The sequence below is a fragment of the Sporosarcina sp. P17b genome (assembly GCF_002743115.1).
Classification (GTDB): Bacteria; Bacillota; Bacilli; order Bacillales_A; family Planococcaceae; genus Sporosarcina; species Sporosarcina ureae_C.
Genome location: NZ_PDYP01000005.1, coordinates 211294 through 233265 on the forward strand (window position 1 = coordinate 211294; position 21972 = coordinate 233265).

Here is a 21972-nt window from a genome sequence, read left to right on the forward strand (position 1 = left end):
GATAGCTTTCAGAGATTCATTTCCTTTTTAATCTCTTTCACTCGTTCGATCGTTAACCCTGTTCCCTCCGCCACAGCTTTTTCATCCATTTTCATTTTTAATAGTCTACGAGCCGTTTGTTCTACACCTTGTTTTATCCATTGATCTTTCTTAGCCTCTAGTTTCAAATTAGCCGCTTCTTCTCTCAACTTCGCTTCATTAATAAAAGCTTCTTCATCTAAAACCTCTTTTAAACGCGCATTATACGCTAATAATCCTTGTGAATCGCGACTCATGTCAACCCAGCTGGTGAACGCGTCTTGTAGATGCTCATCCTTCATCGCAATCGCCTCCAGTTCTTTGTATATGTCTTTATATACATTTCTCTTACCTCTTACAATATAGTTTAACATTTTTCATTCAAACTATTCACTATATGAATACCCATTCATTTATGATAAAGTAAACTTACAATTCTATGAAATTCAGAAGGGGTGTAGGATATGGGGAAATTAGTAGATAAAATCGCAGTCGTAACAGGCGCAGCACAAGGAATCGGAGAGAAAATAGCAGAGCGTTTACTCGATGACGGAGCAATAGTAATTATTTTGGATGTCAATTTTGAAAAGCTGGAACGAACCGCTTCCGCGTTGGACGCTTCAGGTGATAAGGTCCACCCTATGAAGTGTAATGTAGCCGATCCAGAAGATGTGGCGACAACATTTTCTGCTATTTATGAAAAGTTCAGTCAAGTGGATATTCTAGTGAATAATGCAGGGATTACGAGAGACTCATTCTTCCATAAAATGACGGCCGAACAATGGCACTCTGTACTCGACGTCAATCTCAGCAGCATGTTCTACACGTGCCAAGCGGTCATTCCACAAATGCGTGCACAGCAATATGGAAAAATTGTCAATGTGTCCTCTTCTTCGAGTTGGGGCAATATGGGACAGGCGAATTACAGTGCGTCAAAAGCTGGAGTGCTTGGTTTAACGAGGACGTTAGCCAAGGAAAATGGCAGTAAGCAGATTACGGTAAATGCCATTGCGCCAGGGCAGATCAATACAGATATGACGAAGGACTTGCCAGAAGACGTTAAGAGAATGGCAACACTGTTAACGCCGGCGGGTCGTATGGGAGATCCTGCGGAAGTGGCATCCGTTGTTTCCTTCTTGACTTCCGATGATTCGAGTTTTGTCAATGGTGAGTGTATTAGCGTCAGTGGCGGATTTTTGATGGTTTGATGAACCGCAATTTTATCGGAATATGATTCACAATAATATCTATGTAGAAAATCGTAAACGTCATACCATCCTCTACGATACGTGAACCATTTTTCTCAATGAAATTCCGTTCTTTACTCATTTCTTTCAATTCCAGAATCGCCAAATAATGTATTGCATACATTATTTTCAAGTAAGCAAGTGAAAAGTTTTACAGGAAAATTTACTATGAAGAACCTTATTCGTTACTTTTAGTTAATGATCTAATTGAAATGACGTATAACACGAACGTCAACGAGATTGTAGCTAGGTAGTAATACCAATTGTCAAATCGCAATAACTTGGTGATAAAACCACCGACGAGCATGGATACACCTGCTCCTGCGATGAATCGGCTTACGTTAGAACGTAGTAGTTTGGTAGTGAATTCATGAAATAAAAAGCCAACGACGGCGCTGATTACAGCAGTAAATATAAGTAAGGAAAAGAACGGTAAATAGTAAAACATAAAATCATCTCCCTTTATTCCAGCTTTTTTGAACCTTATGCTTTTATGGCGATTAATTTATTCTATCATTATTAAGAATTGTCTCAAGAACTACTCATATGGACGAATTAGAATCAATATAAAAAAGCATCTAAATGAAATATTCCATGTTTACAAAACACGGTAGTTTCTCATTCAGATGCTCATTTTTCATTTCTTTATAAAGCGACTTCTTTCAGTGCTTCCAAATGCTCAGTATCGAAGTGATAGGTTTCATTGCAGAAATGACAATTCGCTTCGGCCTGTCCATCTGTTTGAATCATGTCTTCAATTTCTTCGCTACCTAAGCTGATAATCGCATTAGTGATTCGCTCCATAGAGCATTGACACTGAAATTGAACGGGCATGCTTTCTAACACGGTGACATGTTCCGGACCTAACACGTGCTCAAGTATTTGTTCGGGTGTACTGCCTTCTTCGATCATGGAAGAGAGTGGCGCAATTACTTTCATGCGTTCTTCAATCTTACTCATCACTTCTTCATCTGCGCCTGGCATGAGTTGAATGATGAAGCCACCTGCCGCTTTCACCGTATTATCAGGATTTACTAACACGCCAACTCCGACAGCAGATGCGGTTTGTTCAGATTTAGAAAGATACGATGTATAGTCTTCTCCAATTTCCCCGGAAATGAGTGGGATTTGTCCTACGAAAGGATATGTTAGCCCCACGTCTTTTGAGACCGTTAGCAATCCATTTGTGCCGACTGCCTTTCCGACTTCGTTCAATTCTACGTCGGTTTGGGGATGCGAGACATATCCTCGAACTTCACCTTTGGCGTTCGAATCCACAATAATTGTACCGAGTGGGCCGCCACCGTTAATTTTTACTGATATTTTCTCCTCGCCCTTTAACATAGAGCCTAGAATTAAACCAGCAGTCATTGAACGTCCAAGGGCATCTGCGGCTGTTGGCCAAGCCGCATGTCGTCGCTGTGCTTCCGCTACAGTTGTAGTTGAGTTCACAGCGTACGCGCGCACTTGATTTTGATAAGCTACCGCTTTTACCAAATAATCATTCATTCTATACACCCTTTCTATAGCCCTACACGTTTAGTTTAGCTTTGTTTCACGTAATTTTTCGGGTGTGACATCATTTCCAAGCGGATCGATGACGGTTAAACCTGAAAATGTGCCCATGACTTGCCCACGGATTTCACGTAAGTAATCTTGACGCAATACTGTCTGCTCCACTACTTCAGCATTTGTTAAGCCTTCTTCACGCTGTTTTTTAGCTAATTCATTAATACGACCTAATTGATTAATCATGTAAATCCCTCATTTTCATTTATTTTTTATTATGTGCACTAAAATGTGGTACGACAAATTCTTGCAGCTCTTGTATCACTTCTGTTATCGGACGGTCTTCGTTACGAATTGCCAGAACGACGTGGTTGACTCCGATATCTTGTAGTGCATACAAATAATCGATTAAAAACTGGTGACCCGATGTGAAGCCAACTTTTATTGGAATCGGTCTAGGCGACGCATTGGGTTTGTCTGATAAATGTATAGTTAGGGGCTGTATGAACGGTTTAAATTCAGTTGTCGCTTGACGCCATAGCTTGATCAACTCTTGTTGGCGATTGGCTTCTTGGGCATAAAACATCCAACCGTCTGTATTCTTAGCTAACCATTCGATCGTTTGTCCGGAATACCCGGTACCTAAAATCGGAATTTTAGATACTAATGGCTTAGGAATCACATCACCTGCTTCGAGTCCAACACGTTCAGACTGGATCGTAGGGAAAGATTCTTTCCATAATGTTTTCATTACGTCTACAGACTCTCTAAACAATTCATCACGTTGATCTCGGTTCACTTTAAATGCTGGGAATTCAATTGGCCGATCGCCAGTGGCAACACCCAGTAATAAGCGCTGGTTAGATATATCATCTAATGAAGCAGCTGATTTCGCCAAGTGAAGTGGGTGCCGCAACGTCGTGACGACACTTGCTGTGCCTAGCGCGATTTTACTTGTATGCGCACTTACAAATGCGAGAAGTTGAAATGGATCATGCTTGACGCCATTATCTCCAAAGTTCGGATCGTAAAGAGGCGAATCTCTGACATACAATGCCGCAAATCCCGCATCTTCAGCTTGCTTGGCCAGCTTCATTTGTTCGGCTAGATCCAGTGGCATATGATAATCAACAGCAAGATCCATAGGGAATGTAATGCCCAATGTTAATGTATTTTCTTTAAATGTGCGCACGAAGCCTTGATGCGATTGAAATGATTTCATCGTAATTCCACCTAACGGACAATCCTATTGATGTTCACACCATTTTTACCTTCAGCCATTCTTGCAGTGCTTGTACTTTCGGATTATAGTCTTTATTTATTCCCTCATAGAGTGACGCAACCGTTTCGCGTTTTAGAATAGATTTCCACGAATTTTCGGCTTCTGTCATTAAAGCGATTAATGCACAGTCACGATCTTCTTCTATATTAAGCATGTCATGGAAAACGCCGCTTGGAGAATAAAGTGATTGTTTGCCTTCAATCGCTAGATAAATATCATATACACAAATCTCTTCAGGCTTTTTATTTAACTTAAATCCACCCTTCACTCCAGGAACAGATGTGATCAAGTCCGCGCTGACTAATTTCCGCAATATTTTCTGCGTATATGTTGGCGATGCATGAAGTTGCTGACTAATTGCTTCACCTGGTAACACTGCTCTATCTGGCAGCAAATTCAGGATGAGAATGGCATATAAGGATTGTTCCACTCCGGTTTTCATTTGCATTCCATCATCCCCTTTCATGAGTATATATTCGCGATAAGTCAATTTATTCCTAACGTAGATAATGTTTATCCTTATTAGATTAACAGGCATTTCATAAAAAGTACAGTAATCTACTTTGCGATTGCTTTTAGATGGGAGTCGTGTACTTACGGTGTTACAAAATCGACTCTGTAATTTCTCTTATTCTAAAAAAAGACTATCCAACCTAATCAGGCTCGGATAGTCTTTTATTATTCTTTTATTATGTTCCAACATATACAGTACATCATTTTACATAACGAGTAATCAGTTCCCTCGTTACATTAAAACGCGGCTCTGAATTGTTTCCGTCGACTTCTTCCACTCCAATCAAAACAGTAATCACACGCTGTCCATTGAAGATTCCACTTCCTGTAAAACAAGAACCTGCCGCATCGGTATACCCCGTCTTCAATCCATCAATGCCATCCATCTGCATGCGCATACCCGGTAACAGTAAATTTGTATTCCACATCTTCATTCCGTCTCTAGACATGAAGTGCGTCATGCGGGTGAATTCGAGTACTTCAGGATGCTTTTTAATAAGCCGATCTGCCATGATTGCCATTTCGTGAGCTGACGCTAAGTTGTTCTTGTTCTCGCCTCTACCGAGATAAGTGCCATCCAAACCATGTGGATTGAAGAAAACCGTTTTCTTTAATCTAAAGGCGCGTGCTTGTTCATTCATGATCGCAACGAAATTTTCTTCCGTTCCTGCCACGATCTCAGCCAACGCAAGAGCTGCATCATTTGCTGAAATGACGGTCATCGCAGTAAAAAGTTCACGTACTGTATAGTTTTCATTTGCTTTCATCCCTAGTTTAGAAGCGCTCGCAAACTGTGCCATATCTAGCACAGTGGCACTTGGTTGATAAGTGGTTTCCCAGGAGATCGTCCCATTCTTAATCGTATTCAAGACAATATATTGCGTCATTAACTTGGTCATGCTTGCGATCGGTAAAGGTTTTTTACTATTTTTTTCATATAACACTTCACCTGTCTCTGCGTTTAAAAGAATCATAGCTTTGGAAGTGGCGCTCCAATTGTCATCTATTATTTGTACGTCGTTCCATTGCGTGACGACTGCATAGATTCCTAAACAGATGAGTAGGACCAATATCAGCTTCTTCATGTATACACCTGCCTATGCTATTCATTATGAAGTAGATGTCTGAAGTTTAATAGTGGTAATTTCTTAAGAATGAATGAAGATGATTAAAAAATATCTACGTTGACAGGTAACAAGTCTTTTTTCGCAGTTTCTCCAGTTTAGTATACAAAACTTAATCCTTAAAGCTTTTTAAGATACATCCTATTCTGTTTGAATCATAAAAATTCAGTTGAACTAGCATTTTTATGGGCACAATAGCTAATAAAAAGAGCTACTGGAGTGAGTCACAATCATGAAAACAAGTTGGAATATATTTAAATTGGATTTGAAACACATCGGTAAAAACTGGGTTGCCGCCCTTTTGATTGGCGGACTGACCATTTTACCATCTTTATATGCTTGGCTAAATATATACGCAACATGGGATCCTTATGGCCACACTGACCAATTGCCTGTGGCGATTGTCAATGAAGATGAAGGCGCGATGGTACGTGACAAACATATTAATGTCGGTGAAGAATTGATCAAAACGTTACAAAATAATAAAGAGATGGATTGGTCGTTCACCACAAGCCAAGAAGCGATGGACGGTGTAGAATATGGTGACTATTTTGCGGCGATTTTTATTCCAAAAGACTTCTCCAGCAAATTGGCGACAGTCACTTCAGGAGAGCCTGAAAAAGCAGAAATTCATTACTTCGTCAATGAAAAGTTGAATTCTATCGCACCAAAAATCACAGAAAAAGGCGCTTCTGTCATTGTCGACAAAGTAAGCCGCCGCTTTATTTCTACTGTGAATGGCGTAGTACTCGATTTATTTAATGAACTGGGAATAGAAATCGAGAAGGATTTACCTGACATTCAGAAATTCGAACAATATATTTTTGACATTCAGAAGCAATTACCTACGATTCATCAGACGCTAGAAGGAATCGTGACGGATGCGAACTCTGCGCAGCACATCATCAACAAAGCGCAACAGCTACTGCCTGAGGCGAAACGCACTACGAATTCAGGACTAAAAACGATAAACGATACGATCGATCAGCTGACAACAGCGCAGAATCGACTAGAAGCGGCTGCACCGCGTATTAGAACAGATTTGGAGAAAATAGTTGCTATTACGAATGAAACGAACGATTTCCTCAAACAAATTCAGCAATTATCACCTGACTTTACTGAATGGAATCGTGCGAAACAAGCAGTGGACGATCGCGTAACAGGCAGTATGGAAAAACTAGAAGGCCTTGAGCAAGACCTTCTGAATATAAAGAATGTAGCTGAACAATTGAATGGTGAACAATCGGCTGCAACAGACGCCGCTCTACTTAAAATCGATAATCTAAAGAATTTGCTAAATGAAATTCAACAACATGCACGCACAATGGACACGCTTGTGCAAGGTGAAGAAGAACAGCTACGCCATAGTCTAAATGACTTGCAAAAGATTGCTGAAAACACAACCATCCAAGGCAGTTCATTCCTAAAAGAATATAGCGACACGATAGAACCTTACATTCGCAAACAAATATCCGGGGCATTGAAAACATTAACTAGTGCAAAAACGCTACTGACAGAAGTACAAGCCTCCATTCCTAAAGTGCAGCAAACATTACTTAGTGCAGATCAACACTTGACGCAAGGTAAACAACAAGTCGAGAACGCGCTAAATCAATACCCATACGTATATGGTAAGGTGAACAAGCTCGCAAATCGCATCAAAGACATTCAAGGCGAAACGGATATTAATGAAATTATTGATTTACTGCGAAATGATCCGCAAGCAGAACGCAGCTTCTTTGAGGAACCAATTCTACTGAAAGAAACGAAGCTATTTCCAATCGAAAACTATGGAACGGGAATGACACCGTTTTATACAGTGCTTTCGATTTGGGTCGGTTGTTTATTGTTAATTTCCTTACTATCCACGGATATTAGCCGGGAAGGTACATTCACATCAAGACAAATTTATGTAGGTCGGTTATTTACTTTCGGTTTAATTGGTTGTATACAGACACTCATCGTGACGATTGGAGATTTGGTGCTACTGGGTGTCACAGTCAAAGAGCCGGTATTATTCATTTTATTTGGTGTTTTGATCAGCGTAGTGTTCATGTCGATCGTCTATACGCTTGTTTCAGTTTTCGGAGATGTTGGTAAAGCAATGGCTATCGTCTTACTCGTGCTGCAGATTGCAGGTTCAGGTGGCACGTATCCGATTATGCTTCTCCCCTCCTTTTTCCAGTGGATCAATCCTTTCTTACCCTTTACGTACGCAATTGATCTGATGAGAGAGGCAGTTGGCGGAATCGTCTGGGCACGTGCTTTAAAAGATATGCTGTTTTTAGCGGTCGTTGGAATAGCCTTAATTAGTTTCGGTGTTTTATTCAAAGAAAAAATGAATAAAGCAAGCGACCATCTTTTGGCGAAATCACGTGAGACCGATTTATTTCACTGAACTGCTATATATAATCTTTTTCAATTTAAACTACTACCACAAGCTTTACCTATTGTTTAAAACTTAGAATCCAGAACCCGAAGATTTACTATGACTTGGTGAACGTTCTGAAGTAGTAGGTCCTGGTGAAGCATATGATTCAACTAAAATTACACGCAGCACAACAAAACCTCCCTACGCTCGTAAGGAGGTTTTATTATAAAACTAGAGACTTCAGCGCGTCTGTAAAATTCTACGCAAATAAAAAGTATCTTGTTGAACATTTTGAATTTCAAAATAAAAGGCTGCGTTATGGTACTCTGCGCTAAGCTTGGAACCGGTCAAATCTCCTACCTTCACGGCATTCTTTCCATCCTTATCCATTCGATAGAAATACTGTCTATAGGTTCCGGTGTTATCGACGAAATACACGTATTTTGTGCCAATGAATAATGCAGTCGTGTCAACAGTAGATATGCGTTGTAAGAAGTCACCGCTATAATTCATTCGGTACAAATATCTGCCATTCATTGTAGAGGTTTGATGAATAACGGAATAAATATACCCATCCCGAACAATTAGTGAATCAATGTTACTTACTTTACTAATGATTGGAACGACTTGTTGAGGAGTAGATATTTTGAATCTGGCAAAACTCATTGAATAGTCATAGGGCTGAGGAACAGTAGGTATCAAGTACGTATAGTAGAGCCAGCCGTTGTGGACCGAGAATTCTTGAATGGTGCCTTCGGATGTATACAGATGCTTATTTCCTTGACCGTTTATATTGATCTCAAAAACATTGCGCCCTGTATGATAATAAATTCTATCGCGATCAATCAAGAAGTTGCTACTGGTCACTTGAGGATATTCCCTAACGAGGGTCCCATCAAAAGAAAACCGCTGCAGCTTATTTACATCATCATTAAATATAACCATCGTGTTTTTATATAATTGGATATTGGTATAGTTTCCTTGCTTGATCAAGCGAAACTTCTTCATATCATTACTGACCTTATATATACCCAGTGTCATATCCTCTAGATGTCCTCTATTTACATAGTAATTGCTTCCGTCTTTAGCAGCAAAACTATTAACGAAATGATTATCTCCTTTTACATCATCTAACGCACTAACTTTTGATGATAGTACATTGGGGAATAGCAAACCGACAAACAGGATGACGACTATTAACCGTATCCAGCGTTTCATTTGAACATCCCTCCGTTATTTTACATTCATTATATCATTATCTGAATAATTAATCTATTATCAAAATACTAAATGAGCTTTGTTTTTCGCAAGTATATTCAGCGTATCAACTATCTGAAAATATGTACTGTATAATTTTAAATAAATTCTACTTATCAAAATAATTATGTTAATATTAATTTAACGAAATTATTAGTCAACTCAGTATTATAGCTAAAAGGGAGGAATTACAATGGCGAACTGGCTTACAAGTTTACAAACAGACACACCGCAAGAAGGTTTTGAACTGGCTATCACATTGGCTAGAAAAGGAGTCGCTTACACACAAACATCTCCGGAAGTAAGGGAAAAACTACGCCCTGAGTATGCAGAAAATGCAGATAGCTTAACTAAGGCATCACATGTGATCGCTGTTCATTTCCAGACGATTTCAGCAGCGAATAATTATTGGAAGTAAAGGTTATGGGGATTGTGTTAAAAAACCACATACTAAAAAAGACGACAATCCATTCGCAATCGAATGAATCGTCGTCTTTTCGTTTTTTGAGAAATCAAAGCGTATAGTGCTCATGATTTTTCATATGCTAATCTGGCTGGTTACTGCTGTTATTCCATATTACCGTTCATTTGTGATTGAGCCTGACGCACTAATCGCTTTGTAATTTCTCCGCCGACGGATCCGTTGGCACGCGATGTGGAGTCTGGTCCAAGGTTTACACCGAATTCATTAGCGATTTCTTCCTTCATTTGGTTGATCGCCTGTTGTACGCCTGGAACTAAAAGTTGGTTTGAGTTGTTGCTGCTGTTGTTGTTTGGCATGTTGTCCACCTCCTTCTGACAATAGAATGAGCATTTTTTAAAATATCATACATCGAGTTTAAAAATGTTTTTAAATTGTTAGCACATTAACAATTTGTCCGAATTACACTTACCTTTCACATGTAGTACAGCTTAAGATGTTTAATTAGTCAGTTATCATTCACAGTGCTGTCATAATTCCACAATAATTAAATTGCGAACCAAAATCCGACATGCTTTTCATTATGCGTTTAATATGATGTAGACGTTGCTTCTTTACTAACTAGATAACTTCTGCATAATTGAAGCGTAATTTATAGTCGGAGGAATAGAAATGAAGAGAAAAATTACTACAGTATTATTGTCATTTAGGATTAAAGTAAAAAGAATGATCATGTATAAGAAAGCAAATCTTTTCGGTTTTACACATCCAAGCGTTGTGAAAAGTAGTCGGAAACTGGATCATTTATTGAACAAAGCGCAAGGGATTTGTTCTTAACTATAGAAGTTAAAGCTTTTGTATCCACAATCATATCCTAACAAAAAGACAGTTCCGAGACTTTTCGGAACTGTCTTTTCCTATTAACTACATACCTTCCCCTTGTCAATTCTTTTTGAAATCGAATAATTTTGCCGGCTATTCGTACCTTATTTTAGATAAATATTACTTATGAAAAAAATATTGTTTGATTATTGCGTGTTCCACCTTCATTAAGGGTATAAGAAGAGTAAAGAGAAATCACGAGTGAGGTGAGTGTAATTGACAAATTTCAATGAAGAGTCCATTAAACGAAAAGCTGAATTACAACCGAATGACTTGAAGAAGGTAGTAGATTACTCCGTATTTTCATTCGACTCTACGGAACATGTAGAAAAGCTGACGAATATTATCGGTCAACAACGGGCACGATCTGTGATGAATTTCGGCTTGCATGTCAATAAACCCGGATATAATCTATATGTCGCAGGGACAGAAGGTGTCGGAAAAACTTCTTTTGTTACTACCGTAGTACAGGACTTTTCAAAAAAAGAAGCTAAACTTTTTGATTGGTGTTATGTCAATAACTTCGAGGATGAGTACAAACCTAAAGTATTGAAGCTTCCTGTCGGATTAGGCAATCAACTCAAAAAATCGATGGAGCAGCTATTAAATGATTTAAAAGTAGATATTCCGAATGCGTTTAGTGAAAACAATCGACAAAAAAATCGTACATCCATCATCCAGAAATATAAAGAAAAAGTGGACCAAGTATATAAACAAACAAATGAAATAGCTACAGAGAATGGATTTATACTGAAACAAAGTGACTCAACAGTCGCTACCATTCCGATGGGCGAAGATGGACAACCAATAACCGAAGAAGCCTACGGCGCTTTAGATGATCAACAACGGGCTGCTATTGAAGAAAACTCTGCCAAACTACAGGAAATCATATTGGAAGCGACGAAAACTATACTCCATTTCGAGCAGGAGTTGAAGAAATCATTAACAGGATTTGACCATCAGACGGCCATTACGACAATCGATTTTCACATTGATGAGCTAAAAAAAGACTATAAAGACTGTCCAGAAGTCGTTCGTTATTTAAAAACCGTCAGAAAAGATTTAGCGAATAATTTCCAAGTGTTCCTGCCGAATCCAACGAAAAAAGATGAAAAGCAGTTAGGTAATCTGTTTAAAGACGAAAACCAAGCACTTAATAAGTATACAATCAACGTACTCGTTGATAATAGCGATACTACAGGTATGCCCGTAATAACAGCTGATAACCCTACTTTTTATAATCTGATCGGTAAAGTAGAATATGAAAACCGAATGGGTGTCATGAGCACTGATTTCACGAAGATAAAACCTGGCTACTTACATGACGCAAATGGCGGATATCTTCTCATTCAAGCGAAAGATATTTTTTCAAAGAGCCAAGCATGGGAAGGTTTAAAAAGAGCATTATTAATTCATAAACTTCAAATTGAAAATATAGGCGAGCATGCTAGTATAATTGCGACAGCATCGGTAAACCCAGATCCCATTCCACTCGATGTAAAAATTATTATCATTGGCAATATGAATATTTATCAAGCCCTTTATCAACACGATGAAGATTTCCGTAAATTATTTAAGATACGCGTAGATTTTGATGTAGAAATGAAATACAACCAAGAGAATATTGCAGGATTGATTAGCTTTATTCACACGCATTGTAAAAAGCACGGACTGCGACATTTTGACCCTTCCGCTGTCGCAAAGATTATAGAATACAGCTCACGTATTGCGGGTGATCAACGCAAATTATCCACACGATTTAATCTGCAAGTCGAATTGATTTACGAGGCGGATGCATGGGCCAGCATAATGGGAGATGACCTAGTTTCCGAAAAGCATATTGAAAAGGCAATTGAAGAAAAAAGATATCGCTCCAATTTATATGAGGAAAAGATTCAAGCGAGCATCGATGAAGGGAGTATTCTAATTGATACGGACGGAGGGAAAATTGGACAAGTGAATGGCTTGGCTGTTTACAACTTAGGTCAATACCAATTCGGCAAACCTTCACGTATTACGGCTACCACTTTTATGGGCAAAAAAGGCTTTGTCAATATTGAAAGGGAAAGCCAGTTGAGTGGCAATACGCATAATAAAGGTGTCTATATATTAGGTGGCTATTTAGGACAAAAGTTTGCACAAAAGTATCCATTAGTATTGACTGCACACATCGCGTTTGAACAGTCTTATGGCGGCGTAGATGGAGATAGCGCTTCAAGTACAGAGCTTTATGCGATTTTGTCTAGCCTAGCAGAAATTCCAATCGATCAAGGATTGGCTGTAACCGGCTCCGTCAATCAAAATGGCGAAATCCAACCAATAGGTGGCGTGAATGAAAAAGTAGAAGGCTTTTATAATGTATGTAAAAATAGAGGACTTACAGGCAAGCAAGGCGTACTCATCCCTCACCAAAACGTGAAGAACTTAATGCTAAATGATGAAATCATTGAATCTGTACGTGAAGGACAATTCCATATTTATAAAGTGCGAACGATTGAAGAAGGAATAGAAATTTTAACCGGTATTGCGGCTGGACAACCGAATGAACTTGGAGAGTATGATGAAGATACGGTCTATGGCAAGGTATCCGAGAAATTACGGATGTTTATGGAATTTGCGAAGGAACAAGAGAAATAAAAACATGCCTGTGGAACCCATTCATAAAAATGTGTTCTACAGGCGTTTTAATTTTACGTAGAGACATGTTGACAATTCATTTATTATGTAAAATGGAAAACGATATGTATTTAATGCCGTGGAGCGAACAATATGATGGCAACCCCTATTACGCATATGCCAGCACCTATCCAATCATATAAATCCGGCACTTTTTTATCCACTCCCCATCCCCATAAAACGGATAGGACTATAAAGACACCGCCATATGCAGCATATACTCTCCCGAATGACGGGAAATGCTGAAACGTAGCGACCACACCATATAGTGCTAGAATAATTCCTCCACCTATTCCCCAGTAAAAAGGTCTGCCTTCTCTTAACCACAACCAAATTAAATAGCCTCCGCCAATCTCAGCCAACCCCGCTACTATAAATAAAATTACAGCGTAGAAAATTTACATCACGTCCTAAAATATACTAGAGTACTTGTTCTATGCACTAAGACTTCATAAAATTATGACCTAAAACACGTACTTCTTATTATATTGATGTTGAATGAAAGATTACAAGCTGTTCTGACAAAACATATCAGGTAAAAGACATTATATACTGATCCGACAGTCTGATTAATCAGTCAACCGTAATAAATCACCAAATGAATCCAACGTATTTACAGCCAGCTTACATTCTTGAGTCATTTCGATTACATTTCATTTTTTCTGATCGATTGGTTGTACAATATAGACATGCGTTAGTTTTCTTGAGGAGCTTGATTATGAAGAATAAACGTTTATCTTGGGTAGATGTCACCAAAGGTTTTTTAATGATCCTTGTCGTAATCGGTCATTTTCCAGGTGAGCTTGATTTCCCTCTCGTTAAATATATCTATTGGTTTCACATGCCCGCCTTCTTTATTTTAAGCGGCTTATTTTTTAAGCCTGTAATTGAAAAAGGCTTAATAAAACCCACAATTCACAAGCGATTTATGCAGTTGATTGTTCCGTATTTATTTTTCTTAGTGAGTATAACGTTTATTCGCTACGGGATAGAGATCGGTTCGGGCAACTTAGATTTATCATGGTATGTACATGACATCTGGACACTTGTGGTCGGCGGTCGTTTTGTGCGTGGTGCGTACGGTGTCTTCTGGTTCGTTACAACCCTTTTCTTCACGTATTTATTCTTCTTATGGATGACTAAATATTTTAATCGAACAAAGCAAATCATTATTTTGGCGATCTTCTATACGATTGCACACTTCGAAAGTTTATTTGCGATGCATGTAATTGGAGGAGCACCTTCTACTGCGTCTCAAACGATCCCAATGATTTGGAATATCGATGTGGCATTAATGGCCGTTGTGTACTTTTCACTTGGATATTATATGAAAAGCTTTTGGATGAACGTGACGAAGAAATGGTTGATCGCAGGAGTATTCGTCAGTGGCGCGGCGATCATACTCGATAATAGTCAAATTATTGATTATCACTTGAGTATGAAATTTTTACGTTACGATCATTTTATTCTAGACTTGGTTATTCCGCTTTCATTCACTTTGGTGTTAGTTGGCGTGTTCCAACAAGCCGCTGCTTACCTTTCGTTAAATTGGCTACAAAAAATCGAAAAACACTCGTTAACGATTATGTATTTACACATCTTTACGGATATCTTGTTAAATGATTACTTCACCTATGGGATTATCGGATTCACAGCATTCGGTTTATTCGTACCCATCGTATTTTCTATCGTCATTCAAAAGTTCCTACCACATGGAAAGCTGTTCCTTGGTGGATTTACACAGAAAAAGACTACTGCGAATCAAGTTATAACTTAAAAAGTACCTGTGCACATAACTCTGGTGAGTATTGTGCACAGGTACTTTTATGTTGTTTCAAAAAAACTCATAGTTTACATCTTCATTATGTTTAAGTTCGTTTATTTTCCCCGAAACAAATTCCCACTTAATCCAAAAATTTTTAAGTCGTTCTCTTCCTGCTGCATTGAGAGTATAAAATTTTCTTGGTGGTCCAATAACAGATGGTTTTTTCTCGATCATCACTAAATGGTTTTTCTCGAGTCTCGCAGTAATCGTATAGACTGTGCCTTCTACTATATCGGTGAATCCAAGTTCTCGCAGCTGTTGAGTGATTTCGTAGCCGTATGTTTCCCCTCGATTGATGATTTCCAAGACACAGCCTTCAAGCACACCTTTCAACATTTCAGTAATATTCTCCATAACTTCCTCCTACGAAATTTCATGAATAACTTGTAAAACCACATTAATTTTTCAGTTTTGAAACAGTACTATGTATAACTGCTTACCGGTACGTTGTATTACTTAATTATAGTATACTGTAATACTATCTACTTGTATATAGCAATACAGACTAATGGTATATAGTTATACGTACTTTTGGTATATAGTAATAGATACTACTTATATATATCAACGCTTCCATTCGGTAAATAGTGTTACTTATTAGTTTGCGCAAGATTAAAAAGTACCTGAATACGAAACTAACATGAATGTTTACTCACTCATTTTTGTTCGTAGACAAGTACGTTTTTATTTACTAATACTCCTTATTCTTTCACTACTTCTAACGTAACCGCCACGATCTCGGGACGATTGAACATCCGTAACGGGATGATACTGTTACCAAGCCCTCTGCTTACGATCATTTGTGTTTGATCCAGTTCGTGTCTTCCTGCCGTATATTCTGGTAGAAATCCCTGATTGGGCGCTACAACTCCACCTATAAATGGAAGCCTAACTTGCCCTCCGTGCGCATGACCTGCAAACACCAGATCCAAATCGAACGTCGCGTAGAGTGACAGTAACTCTGGACGATGCGTCAATAAGATAGTGAAAGGATCTTCTTCCATTCCTTCTAACGAGTGAATAAGGTCTTTCTTTGCGATTTCTCGTTCTGCAAAACCTTCACTGTTATGTGCCGGATCATCAATGCCCGCCACGTAAATTTTTTCATTCTTCTTTTCTACTATCGCATGTTCATTTCGCAAAACGTGTACACCGGCCGCTTTCAATGATTGTTCTAGCGTATCAAATTTCCCTGACCACCACTCATGGTTTCCTGATACGTAATACACGGGAACAGAAGACGTTAGCTCTTTCATTAATTGTAAGCTCGATCGATCTCCTGCTCTTTTACTGTCAATAAGATCGCCGGTAAAGACGACGATATCAGGTTGAAGCTTATTGATTTTCCGCACTAATCGCTGCTGATTATGTCCGAAGCTTTTATTGTGAAGGTCAGACAAATGAACAATCTTGAATTGATCAAAATTGGCAGGAAGATACTCTGAGCGAATGACGGTTTGGGAAATTGTGATGGAATTATTTTGAAACCAAATAAAACTCATTATGGTTAAAAGTAATATCAATGCAGACAGAAGTCTCTTTTTCACTATCAAATCAGTCCAATTCTATTGGGAGTATTTTAAAGTTGATCTATTTACTTTTTTCTTTGCTGTTGATGAGTAAACCATATCCAAAGAATACGACCAATCCACTCCAGAAAATTAAAGTTGGAGAGAGAAACATTTGTTCTATAAATAAATAACAGAAATAGTTAATAGCTGTGAGAAGCATATAGGTAATAAAACCTGCTTCAGCAGCGCGCTTACTGTTTACCGATTCTTGTTTATTCATCCGTTTAAAAAACATCATCTATTCACTCCATTTTTCTGTTATTCTACTATTTTACTAGTATACAATGAAAGGTTTCACATAGCCCCCAAAACCCTAAACTGTACATTCTTAGCCGAAACACGGGTCTAACATCAACAAAAAAGCCCCCAACCAATTCGTCAGAGGCTTTCGTTTATTTGAGCTTTTATCCGACTACCTAACACGGAGTCAAATAACTGCTTGGAATACGAATGCGAAAAGTGGAATTCTCCATTTGTTTTCGTACTCTCGTCTATGATTTCCCCATCTTTCATCACATACACGCGATTACACATATACATAACGGCTTGTAGGTCGTGCGCGATAAATAATATTGTCATTCTCATTTCACGGTTTAGTTCTAGAAGTAAATCAATGATTTCTTTTTGAATTAACCGATCCAAGTTCGATACAATTTCATCACAAATCAATAACTTCGGTTCAACTAATAGTGATCGAAGCAAGTTGACACGTTGACGTTCACCGCCACTTAATTCTGATGGGTAACGTTGTAAATGTGATTCTGATAGTTTTACTCGCGTGAGCATGTGCCGAATATGTGCTTCACGATCACCCTTCATCGTACGAAGAGGTTCGAGCAATATTTCACGGACTGTCCACGAAGGGTTCAACGCAGCACTTGCATTTTGAAAAATTAATTGACTGGCTTCGTAAAATGATTTTCTGTTTTTACGGGTAACGGTTTGACCATTGAATAAAATTGAGCCGGATTCTATTGATTCGAGCTGCATCACGACACGCGCAAGCGTACTTTTTCCACTCCCACTCTCCCCAACGAGTCCTACAATCTCACCTGTATTCACAGACAAATGAACACTGTCCAACGCTTTCTTCGTCTCAACTCTATGGCGATAGCTCTTCGACACGTTCACTAATTCTAACATCGATCATCCACTCCTCTAAAAACGACTCGCAAGCAATCGCTTCGTATACGCATGAACAGGTTGCGCGAAAACAGCTTCTACCGTCCCTGTTTCCACTACTTGTCCTCGCTGCATTACGGCCATCGCATGGGCTGCTTCAGCGACTATGTCGAGGTCATGTGTAATGAGAAGAATAGTCGTCCCACGTTCTTCATTTAAATTAGTCACTAATTCAATGAATTCTTTCTGCAGCACCATATCGAGTGCAGAAGTAGGTTCGTCCGCTATGAGTAACGCAGGTTCCACATAAAACGCGCAGGCAATCATGCATCTTTGTAACATGCCCCCCGATAATTCAAATGGGTATTGTTCGACAATATCTAAAGAGAGTCCTAAACTTTCTAGAATTACATGCATTTTCGTAACATATACATCTTTTGAATCGCCTACACGACCACCAGAAAATGCATACAGTTGATTTCCCATTTTGACAGACGGATTAAAACTGTTTGCTGCGTCCTGAAAAATAGTGAAAATATCTTTCTTTCGTATGCGTTCCATTACCTGAGCCGGCTCACTCAGTAAATTTCGACCGTCATACAAGACATTCCCACTTACCTTCGCATTCGCTGGCAACAGTCCTAGCATGGCAGAAACTGTCATACTCTTCCCACTACCACTCTCACCGATTAATGAAGTGATTTTACCACGCGGAATCGTAAATTCTACACGGTCTATAATTGGTTGATCATTTATTTGTATAGATAGATCGCTAACACTAATCATTCACTCGCCTCCGCTCTGGGTCTTTCCATGCCTCTCCGATAAAATTGATTGAAAGAATGGTCAAGAAAATCATAATTCCCGGAAACAATGCGATCCACCAAGCGCCAATTAAAATATCATTTTGCGCGTAATATAACATATTGCCCCAGGATGGAATCGCAGGAGGAATACCGATTCCTAGAAAACTGAGCGATACTTCCGTAAAAATAGCTGCTGCGAAGTTGAAGAGCGTAATGACGAAAATAGCAGGTACGCTATTGCGTAGTAAATGGCCCCACAGTATTTTCCATACAGGCGTCCCAAACATAGTAGCCATTTTCACAAACTCCGCTTCTTTTAGTCGAATGAATTCTGAACGTACAATTCTCGCTGTAACAAGCCAGCCCGTCAATCCGATGATGAGCGCCATGCCCCACATGCCGCCTTGCATAAACACTTGAAACGCCAAAATAATGACAAGTGAAGGAATTGTGATCAATGCTTCTAACAAGCGCATCATCACAGTATCAATTACACCGCCAAAATAGCCACTAATCCCACCGTACACAATTCCGATGATCAACGATAAAATAACCGAACCGCCGGCAACCGCTAGCGTGACTCTCCCACCTTCAAGTAAGCGAGTAAACACATCACGACCCAAATGATCCGTACCTAACCAGTGATCACCACTCGGGGCGCTATACACTTCATCCATATTCATTTCATTGGATCCGAACGGGGCGAGTACACTCGAAAAGACTGTCAAAAAGACAATCAATCCAAGTAAGCTGTACCAAAACCAGAGTGCTTTCCGTGACTTCATTTACCGGACGCCTCCTTTTCGCAACTTCGGATCCATAGCGTACATGACTAAATCCAATATAAATAAACTAATGACAACGATGACGCCCGTAATCATAACGCTTCCCATTAATAAGGGGAAATCTTTTGTGACGACTGCTTTCACGGTCAGGTGCCCCAGTCCAGACCAACCGAAAAGTGATTCAACGATGATGGAACCACCAAAGAACGACGGGATGGTGATAGCGATATAATTTAAGTATGGAATCGCAGCGTTACGCATGATTCCCCTACGAATGATTGCTTCTTTAACACCATTTGCGCGTGCCACTTTCACATAGTATTGTCGATTTTCTTTCTTAATGCCTTCCTGGAGAAAACGCGCATAGATTCCGACATGCGTTAAAATCATTACACTTGCAGGCATGATTAGGTGACGAATCGTATCGCTCAACCCGCCATCTCCACTTACATCACTCGAACCAGAAGAAGGAAGTATACCTAAACTCACTGAAAAGAAGTAGATGAATAAAATCCCCAGCCAAAAAGCAGGGATGGACGACGTCGCAATACTGAATGTGGAAAGTCCTCTATCCCAAATAGAACCTTCCTTCATCCCTGCTACTGTACCGAGCCAGATAGAGCCGGCTATAATGAAAAACATCGTTACACAAAATAACAGTAAAGTATTTGGTAGTCTTTCCATCAAAATAGTAGAAACTGGCCTACCTTCTTTATACGAAGTACCAAAATTCCCTTTTACGGTCTCTCCTAGCCACGCTACATACTGATAAGCAACCGGTTGATCCAATGCGAATGCATGGGTAATTCGCTCTTTTTCAGCTGTTGTGAGCGTCTGTGCATTGCCACCATAAAAAGCGGCAGCGGGATCACCTGGGGCGGCTTGCATAATAAAAAAAGAAAGGAAGCTCACGATGAGGAGGACAATTATCCCCATCGCCATGCGCTTCCCTACCCACTTAGCGGTCATTCCACTTCCACTCCTCCACATTCCAGAGGAAACCGGATCCGTGATGACCCAAAATTCGTTCTTTCACGCCACTGAGATTTTTATTGATCCCATAGACAGCATTTTCATACGCAATAAAGTCAAATGCTGGATCGTTCGCAAGTTCTTCTTGGAACTGCATATAGATCTGTTTACGTTCTTCTGGATCTGTTGTTGTACGTCCTTTCGCAAGCAGTTCATCTACCTTTTCATTCGAATAACTACCATAGTTATACCCTGAGCTCGTTACGCTGGATTCATCCGAATGGAATAAGATGTGCGTGTGGTGATCCGCGTCATACGGACTTCCCCAACCAACCATGAACGCTTCCGTGTCTTCAATCGTAATGGCGCTCCAATCAAGTGCAGCGACTTGTACATCTGCACCTATTTCAGTGAATCCTTCCGCAATATAATTCGCCATGTTCACACGAACGGAATCACTGGCAGGTGTAGTAATCGTAAAGGTTAGTTTTTCTCCATCTTTATAACGGAAACCATCTTTCTCTACTTTCCATCCTGATTCTTCCAGTAATGATTTCGCCTGATCTACGTCGTACGTGTACTTTTCCACTTGATCATTATTGAATTCATGGTTCTGTAGTGGTGAATAGGCGACGGAGCCATGTCCTTTTAAGATTCCTTTGACGATTTGTTCGCGGTCAGTCGCATAACTGAACGCCTTACGTACATTGACATCTTTCCAAAGATCTACATTCATATTAAACAATACGCCACGGTAATCCGCAGATTCTATATCGTAAATCGTTAAATTCTTTTCTTTTTCCAGATTTTCTACTTGCACAGGATCTAGCAAAGCAACATCCACTTCGCCCGACTTTAATTGAAGTGCACGTACGTTGCTATCTGGAATGAACTTGAATATTACTTTTTCAATGGAAGGCTTCGTTCCGAAAAAGTCGCTATACGCTTGTAATGTTAACGCGTTGCCACGATCCCATTTATCGAACATATATGGTCCTGCCCCAATTGGATGGCTATTAAAGTCTGCTGTTCTCATATCGACACCTTCAAATGCATGTGCCGGGAGAATAGGTACCGTTAATTTATCCAATAAAGGGGTGAATGGTTGTTTTAACTTGATTTCCACTTTGTAGTCATCCACTTTCTTAATGGAATCCACTTCTTCAAAATCGGATTTCAAGAACGAGGCCGTTTGATCATCCATAATACTTTCAATCGTGAACACCACATCATCCGCTGTAAGCTCTTCACCGTCATGGAATGTAATGCCTTCTTTTAATGTGAAAGTATACGAGAGTTGATCTTCGGACATGTCGAATGAATCGGCGATATCCGTAATGACTTTATTATTTTCATCAAATTGCATTAAACCGCGAAATAATAAAGCGTCTAAATTTGTTTCCTCCAAAATCGGATTCAACCCTTCGAATTCTTCTTCTGATGCATATACAAGTCGATTTTCTTTCGCTGTATCTGCTTCTTTAACCTCTTCTTTTTTGTTGCATCCTGCGATCGCTACTATAAGTACTAGTAGCACGATCAGCATGTTTTTATTCCTCTTAAGCATAAAAACCTCCTGTTTAAATTATTG

25 protein-coding genes are annotated in these 21972 nt (G+C 39.4%); 6 read left to right on the plus strand and 19 right to left on the minus strand.

What is annotated here, in order from left to right; all coding sequences use genetic code 11:
- Positions 1-8: 8 nt before the first annotated feature.
- Complete coding sequence (locus CSV76_RS08325; RefSeq protein WP_158232764.1) at positions 9-392, minus strand: hypothetical protein; 384 nt, start codon at positions 390-392, stop codon at positions 9-11.
- Between the two features lie 90 nt (positions 393-482).
- Here CSV76_RS08325 and fabG point away from each other — a divergent pair, with 90 nt between their 5' ends.
- On the plus strand, positions 483-1226 hold the full coding sequence (gene fabG, locus CSV76_RS08330; RefSeq protein WP_099625251.1) for a 3-oxoacyl-ACP reductase FabG: 744 nt from the start codon (positions 483-485) through the stop codon (positions 1224-1226).
- On the opposite strand, the gene CSV76_RS17280 is transcribed toward fabG, so the two are convergent.
- From CSV76_RS17280 to CSV76_RS08360, 7 genes are all read right to left on the minus strand, one after another.
- A complete protein-coding gene (locus CSV76_RS17280) occupies positions 1201-1398 on the minus strand; it encodes a hypothetical protein (protein WP_158232765.1) in 198 nt (65 codons plus the stop codon). The genes fabG and CSV76_RS17280 overlap by 26 nt on opposite strands.
- Before the next feature lie 45 nt (positions 1399-1443).
- Positions 1444-1713: a hypothetical protein gene (locus CSV76_RS08335; RefSeq protein WP_099625252.1), complete on the minus strand. Its 270-nt coding sequence runs from the start codon at positions 1711-1713 to the stop codon at positions 1444-1446.
- A gap of 197 nt (positions 1714-1910) precedes the next feature.
- The gene (hslO, locus tag CSV76_RS08340) at positions 1911-2774 is read right to left on the minus strand and encodes an Hsp33 family molecular chaperone HslO (protein ID WP_099625253.1); all 864 of its coding nucleotides are present in this window, start codon (positions 2772-2774) and stop codon (positions 1911-1913) included.
- 30 nt (positions 2775-2804) lie between these two features.
- Positions 2805-3020: a DUF896 domain-containing protein gene (locus CSV76_RS08345; protein ID WP_085426245.1), complete on the minus strand. Its 216-nt coding sequence runs from the start codon at positions 3018-3020 to the stop codon at positions 2805-2807.
- 19 nt (positions 3021-3039) lie between these two features.
- Positions 3040-3996 (minus strand): LLM class oxidoreductase, encoded by a 957-nt coding sequence (locus tag CSV76_RS08350; protein WP_085426246.1) that lies wholly within the window; start codon positions 3994-3996, stop codon positions 3040-3042.
- A gap of 34 nt (positions 3997-4030) precedes the next feature.
- On the minus strand, positions 4031-4504 hold the full coding sequence (locus tag CSV76_RS08355) for an RrF2 family transcriptional regulator (RefSeq protein ID WP_099625254.1): 474 nt from the start codon (positions 4502-4504) through the stop codon (positions 4031-4033).
- A gap of 265 nt (positions 4505-4769) precedes the next feature.
- Positions 4770-5654, minus strand: a complete 885-nt coding sequence (locus tag CSV76_RS08360; protein ID WP_099625255.1) for a D-alanyl-D-alanine carboxypeptidase family protein — start codon at positions 5652-5654, stop codon at positions 4770-4772.
- A gap of 271 nt (positions 5655-5925) precedes the next feature.
- On the opposite strand from CSV76_RS08360, the gene CSV76_RS08365 reads away from it, so the two are divergent.
- The gene (locus CSV76_RS08365) at positions 5926-8091 is read left to right on the plus strand and encodes a YhgE/Pip domain-containing protein (RefSeq protein ID WP_099625256.1); all 2166 of its coding nucleotides are present in this window, start codon (positions 5926-5928) and stop codon (positions 8089-8091) included.
- A gap of 213 nt (positions 8092-8304) precedes the next feature.
- Here CSV76_RS08365 and CSV76_RS08370 read toward each other — a convergent pair whose 3' ends face one another.
- Positions 8305-9282: a DUF5050 domain-containing protein gene (locus tag CSV76_RS08370; protein ID WP_099625257.1), complete on the minus strand. Its 978-nt coding sequence runs from the start codon at positions 9280-9282 to the stop codon at positions 8305-8307.
- A gap of 232 nt (positions 9283-9514) precedes the next feature.
- Here CSV76_RS08370 and CSV76_RS08375 point away from each other — a divergent pair, with 232 nt between their 5' ends.
- The gene (locus CSV76_RS08375; RefSeq protein WP_085426250.1) at positions 9515-9739 is read left to right on the plus strand and encodes a hexameric tyrosine-coordinated heme protein; all 225 of its coding nucleotides are present in this window, start codon (positions 9515-9517) and stop codon (positions 9737-9739) included.
- Positions 9740-9888: 149 nt separating this feature from the next.
- On the opposite strand, the gene CSV76_RS08380 is transcribed toward CSV76_RS08375, so the two are convergent.
- Positions 9889-10101, minus strand: a complete 213-nt coding sequence (locus tag CSV76_RS08380; RefSeq protein ID WP_085426251.1) for an alpha/beta-type small acid-soluble spore protein — start codon at positions 10099-10101, stop codon at positions 9889-9891.
- Between the two features lie 313 nt (positions 10102-10414).
- Between CSV76_RS08380 and CSV76_RS08385 the strand changes: the two genes are divergently transcribed.
- Both CSV76_RS08385 and CSV76_RS08390 read left to right on the plus strand, forming a co-directional pair.
- Positions 10415-10579 carry an aspartyl-phosphate phosphatase Spo0E family protein gene (locus CSV76_RS08385; protein WP_099625258.1) on the plus strand — a complete coding sequence of 55 codons (165 nt, stop codon included), beginning with the start codon at positions 10415-10417 and terminating at the stop codon, positions 10577-10579.
- Between the two features lie 261 nt (positions 10580-10840).
- Positions 10841-13261 (plus strand): ATP-binding protein, encoded by a 2421-nt coding sequence (locus CSV76_RS08390; protein WP_099625259.1) that lies wholly within the window; start codon positions 10841-10843, stop codon positions 13259-13261.
- Positions 13262-13371: 110 nt separating this feature from the next.
- On the opposite strand, the gene CSV76_RS08395 is transcribed toward CSV76_RS08390, so the two are convergent.
- On the minus strand, positions 13372-13698 hold the full coding sequence (locus CSV76_RS08395) for a YnfA family protein (protein ID WP_085426254.1): 327 nt from the start codon (positions 13696-13698) through the stop codon (positions 13372-13374).
- Positions 13699-14018: 320 nt separating this feature from the next.
- Between CSV76_RS08395 and CSV76_RS08400 the strand changes: the two genes are divergently transcribed.
- Positions 14019-15077: an acyltransferase family protein gene (locus CSV76_RS08400; protein ID WP_099625260.1), complete on the plus strand. Its 1059-nt coding sequence runs from the start codon at positions 14019-14021 to the stop codon at positions 15075-15077.
- A gap of 57 nt (positions 15078-15134) precedes the next feature.
- Here CSV76_RS08400 and CSV76_RS08405 read toward each other — a convergent pair whose 3' ends face one another.
- The 8 genes from CSV76_RS08405 to CSV76_RS08440 all read right to left on the minus strand — a co-directional run bounded on the left by CSV76_RS08405 (position 15135) and on the right by CSV76_RS08440 (position 21948).
- Entirely contained in the window at positions 15135-15479 is a 345-nt protein-coding gene (locus CSV76_RS08405) for a PadR family transcriptional regulator (protein ID WP_099625261.1), read from the minus strand.
- A 347-nt stretch (positions 15480-15826) separates the two neighbouring features.
- Positions 15827-16627 carry a metallophosphoesterase gene (locus CSV76_RS08410; protein ID WP_369823307.1) on the minus strand — a complete coding sequence of 267 codons (801 nt, stop codon included), beginning with the start codon at positions 16625-16627 and terminating at the stop codon, positions 15827-15829.
- Positions 16628-16715: 88 nt separating this feature from the next.
- Positions 16716-16916, minus strand: a complete 201-nt coding sequence (locus tag CSV76_RS08415) for a hypothetical protein (protein ID WP_158232766.1) — start codon at positions 16914-16916, stop codon at positions 16716-16718.
- A 158-nt stretch (positions 16917-17074) separates the two neighbouring features.
- Entirely contained in the window at positions 17075-17839 is a 765-nt protein-coding gene (locus tag CSV76_RS08420) for an ABC transporter ATP-binding protein (protein WP_099625264.1), read from the minus strand.
- 15 nt (positions 17840-17854) lie between these two features.
- Positions 17855-18604: an ATP-binding cassette domain-containing protein gene (locus tag CSV76_RS08425; RefSeq protein WP_099625265.1), complete on the minus strand. Its 750-nt coding sequence runs from the start codon at positions 18602-18604 to the stop codon at positions 17855-17857.
- The gene (locus tag CSV76_RS08430; protein WP_099625266.1) at positions 18597-19409 is read right to left on the minus strand and encodes an ABC transporter permease; all 813 of its coding nucleotides are present in this window, start codon (positions 19407-19409) and stop codon (positions 18597-18599) included. The genes CSV76_RS08425 and CSV76_RS08430 overlap by 8 nt, the downstream gene beginning before the upstream one ends.
- Positions 19410-20378, minus strand: coding sequence for an ABC transporter permease (locus CSV76_RS08435; RefSeq protein WP_099625267.1), 969 nt, complete (start codon positions 20376-20378; stop codon positions 19410-19412). It lies immediately after the preceding gene.
- Entirely contained in the window at positions 20368-21948 is a 1581-nt protein-coding gene (locus tag CSV76_RS08440) for an ABC transporter substrate-binding protein (protein WP_099625268.1), read from the minus strand. The genes CSV76_RS08435 and CSV76_RS08440 overlap by 11 nt, the downstream gene beginning before the upstream one ends.
- Positions 21949-21972 lie beyond the last annotated feature (24 nt).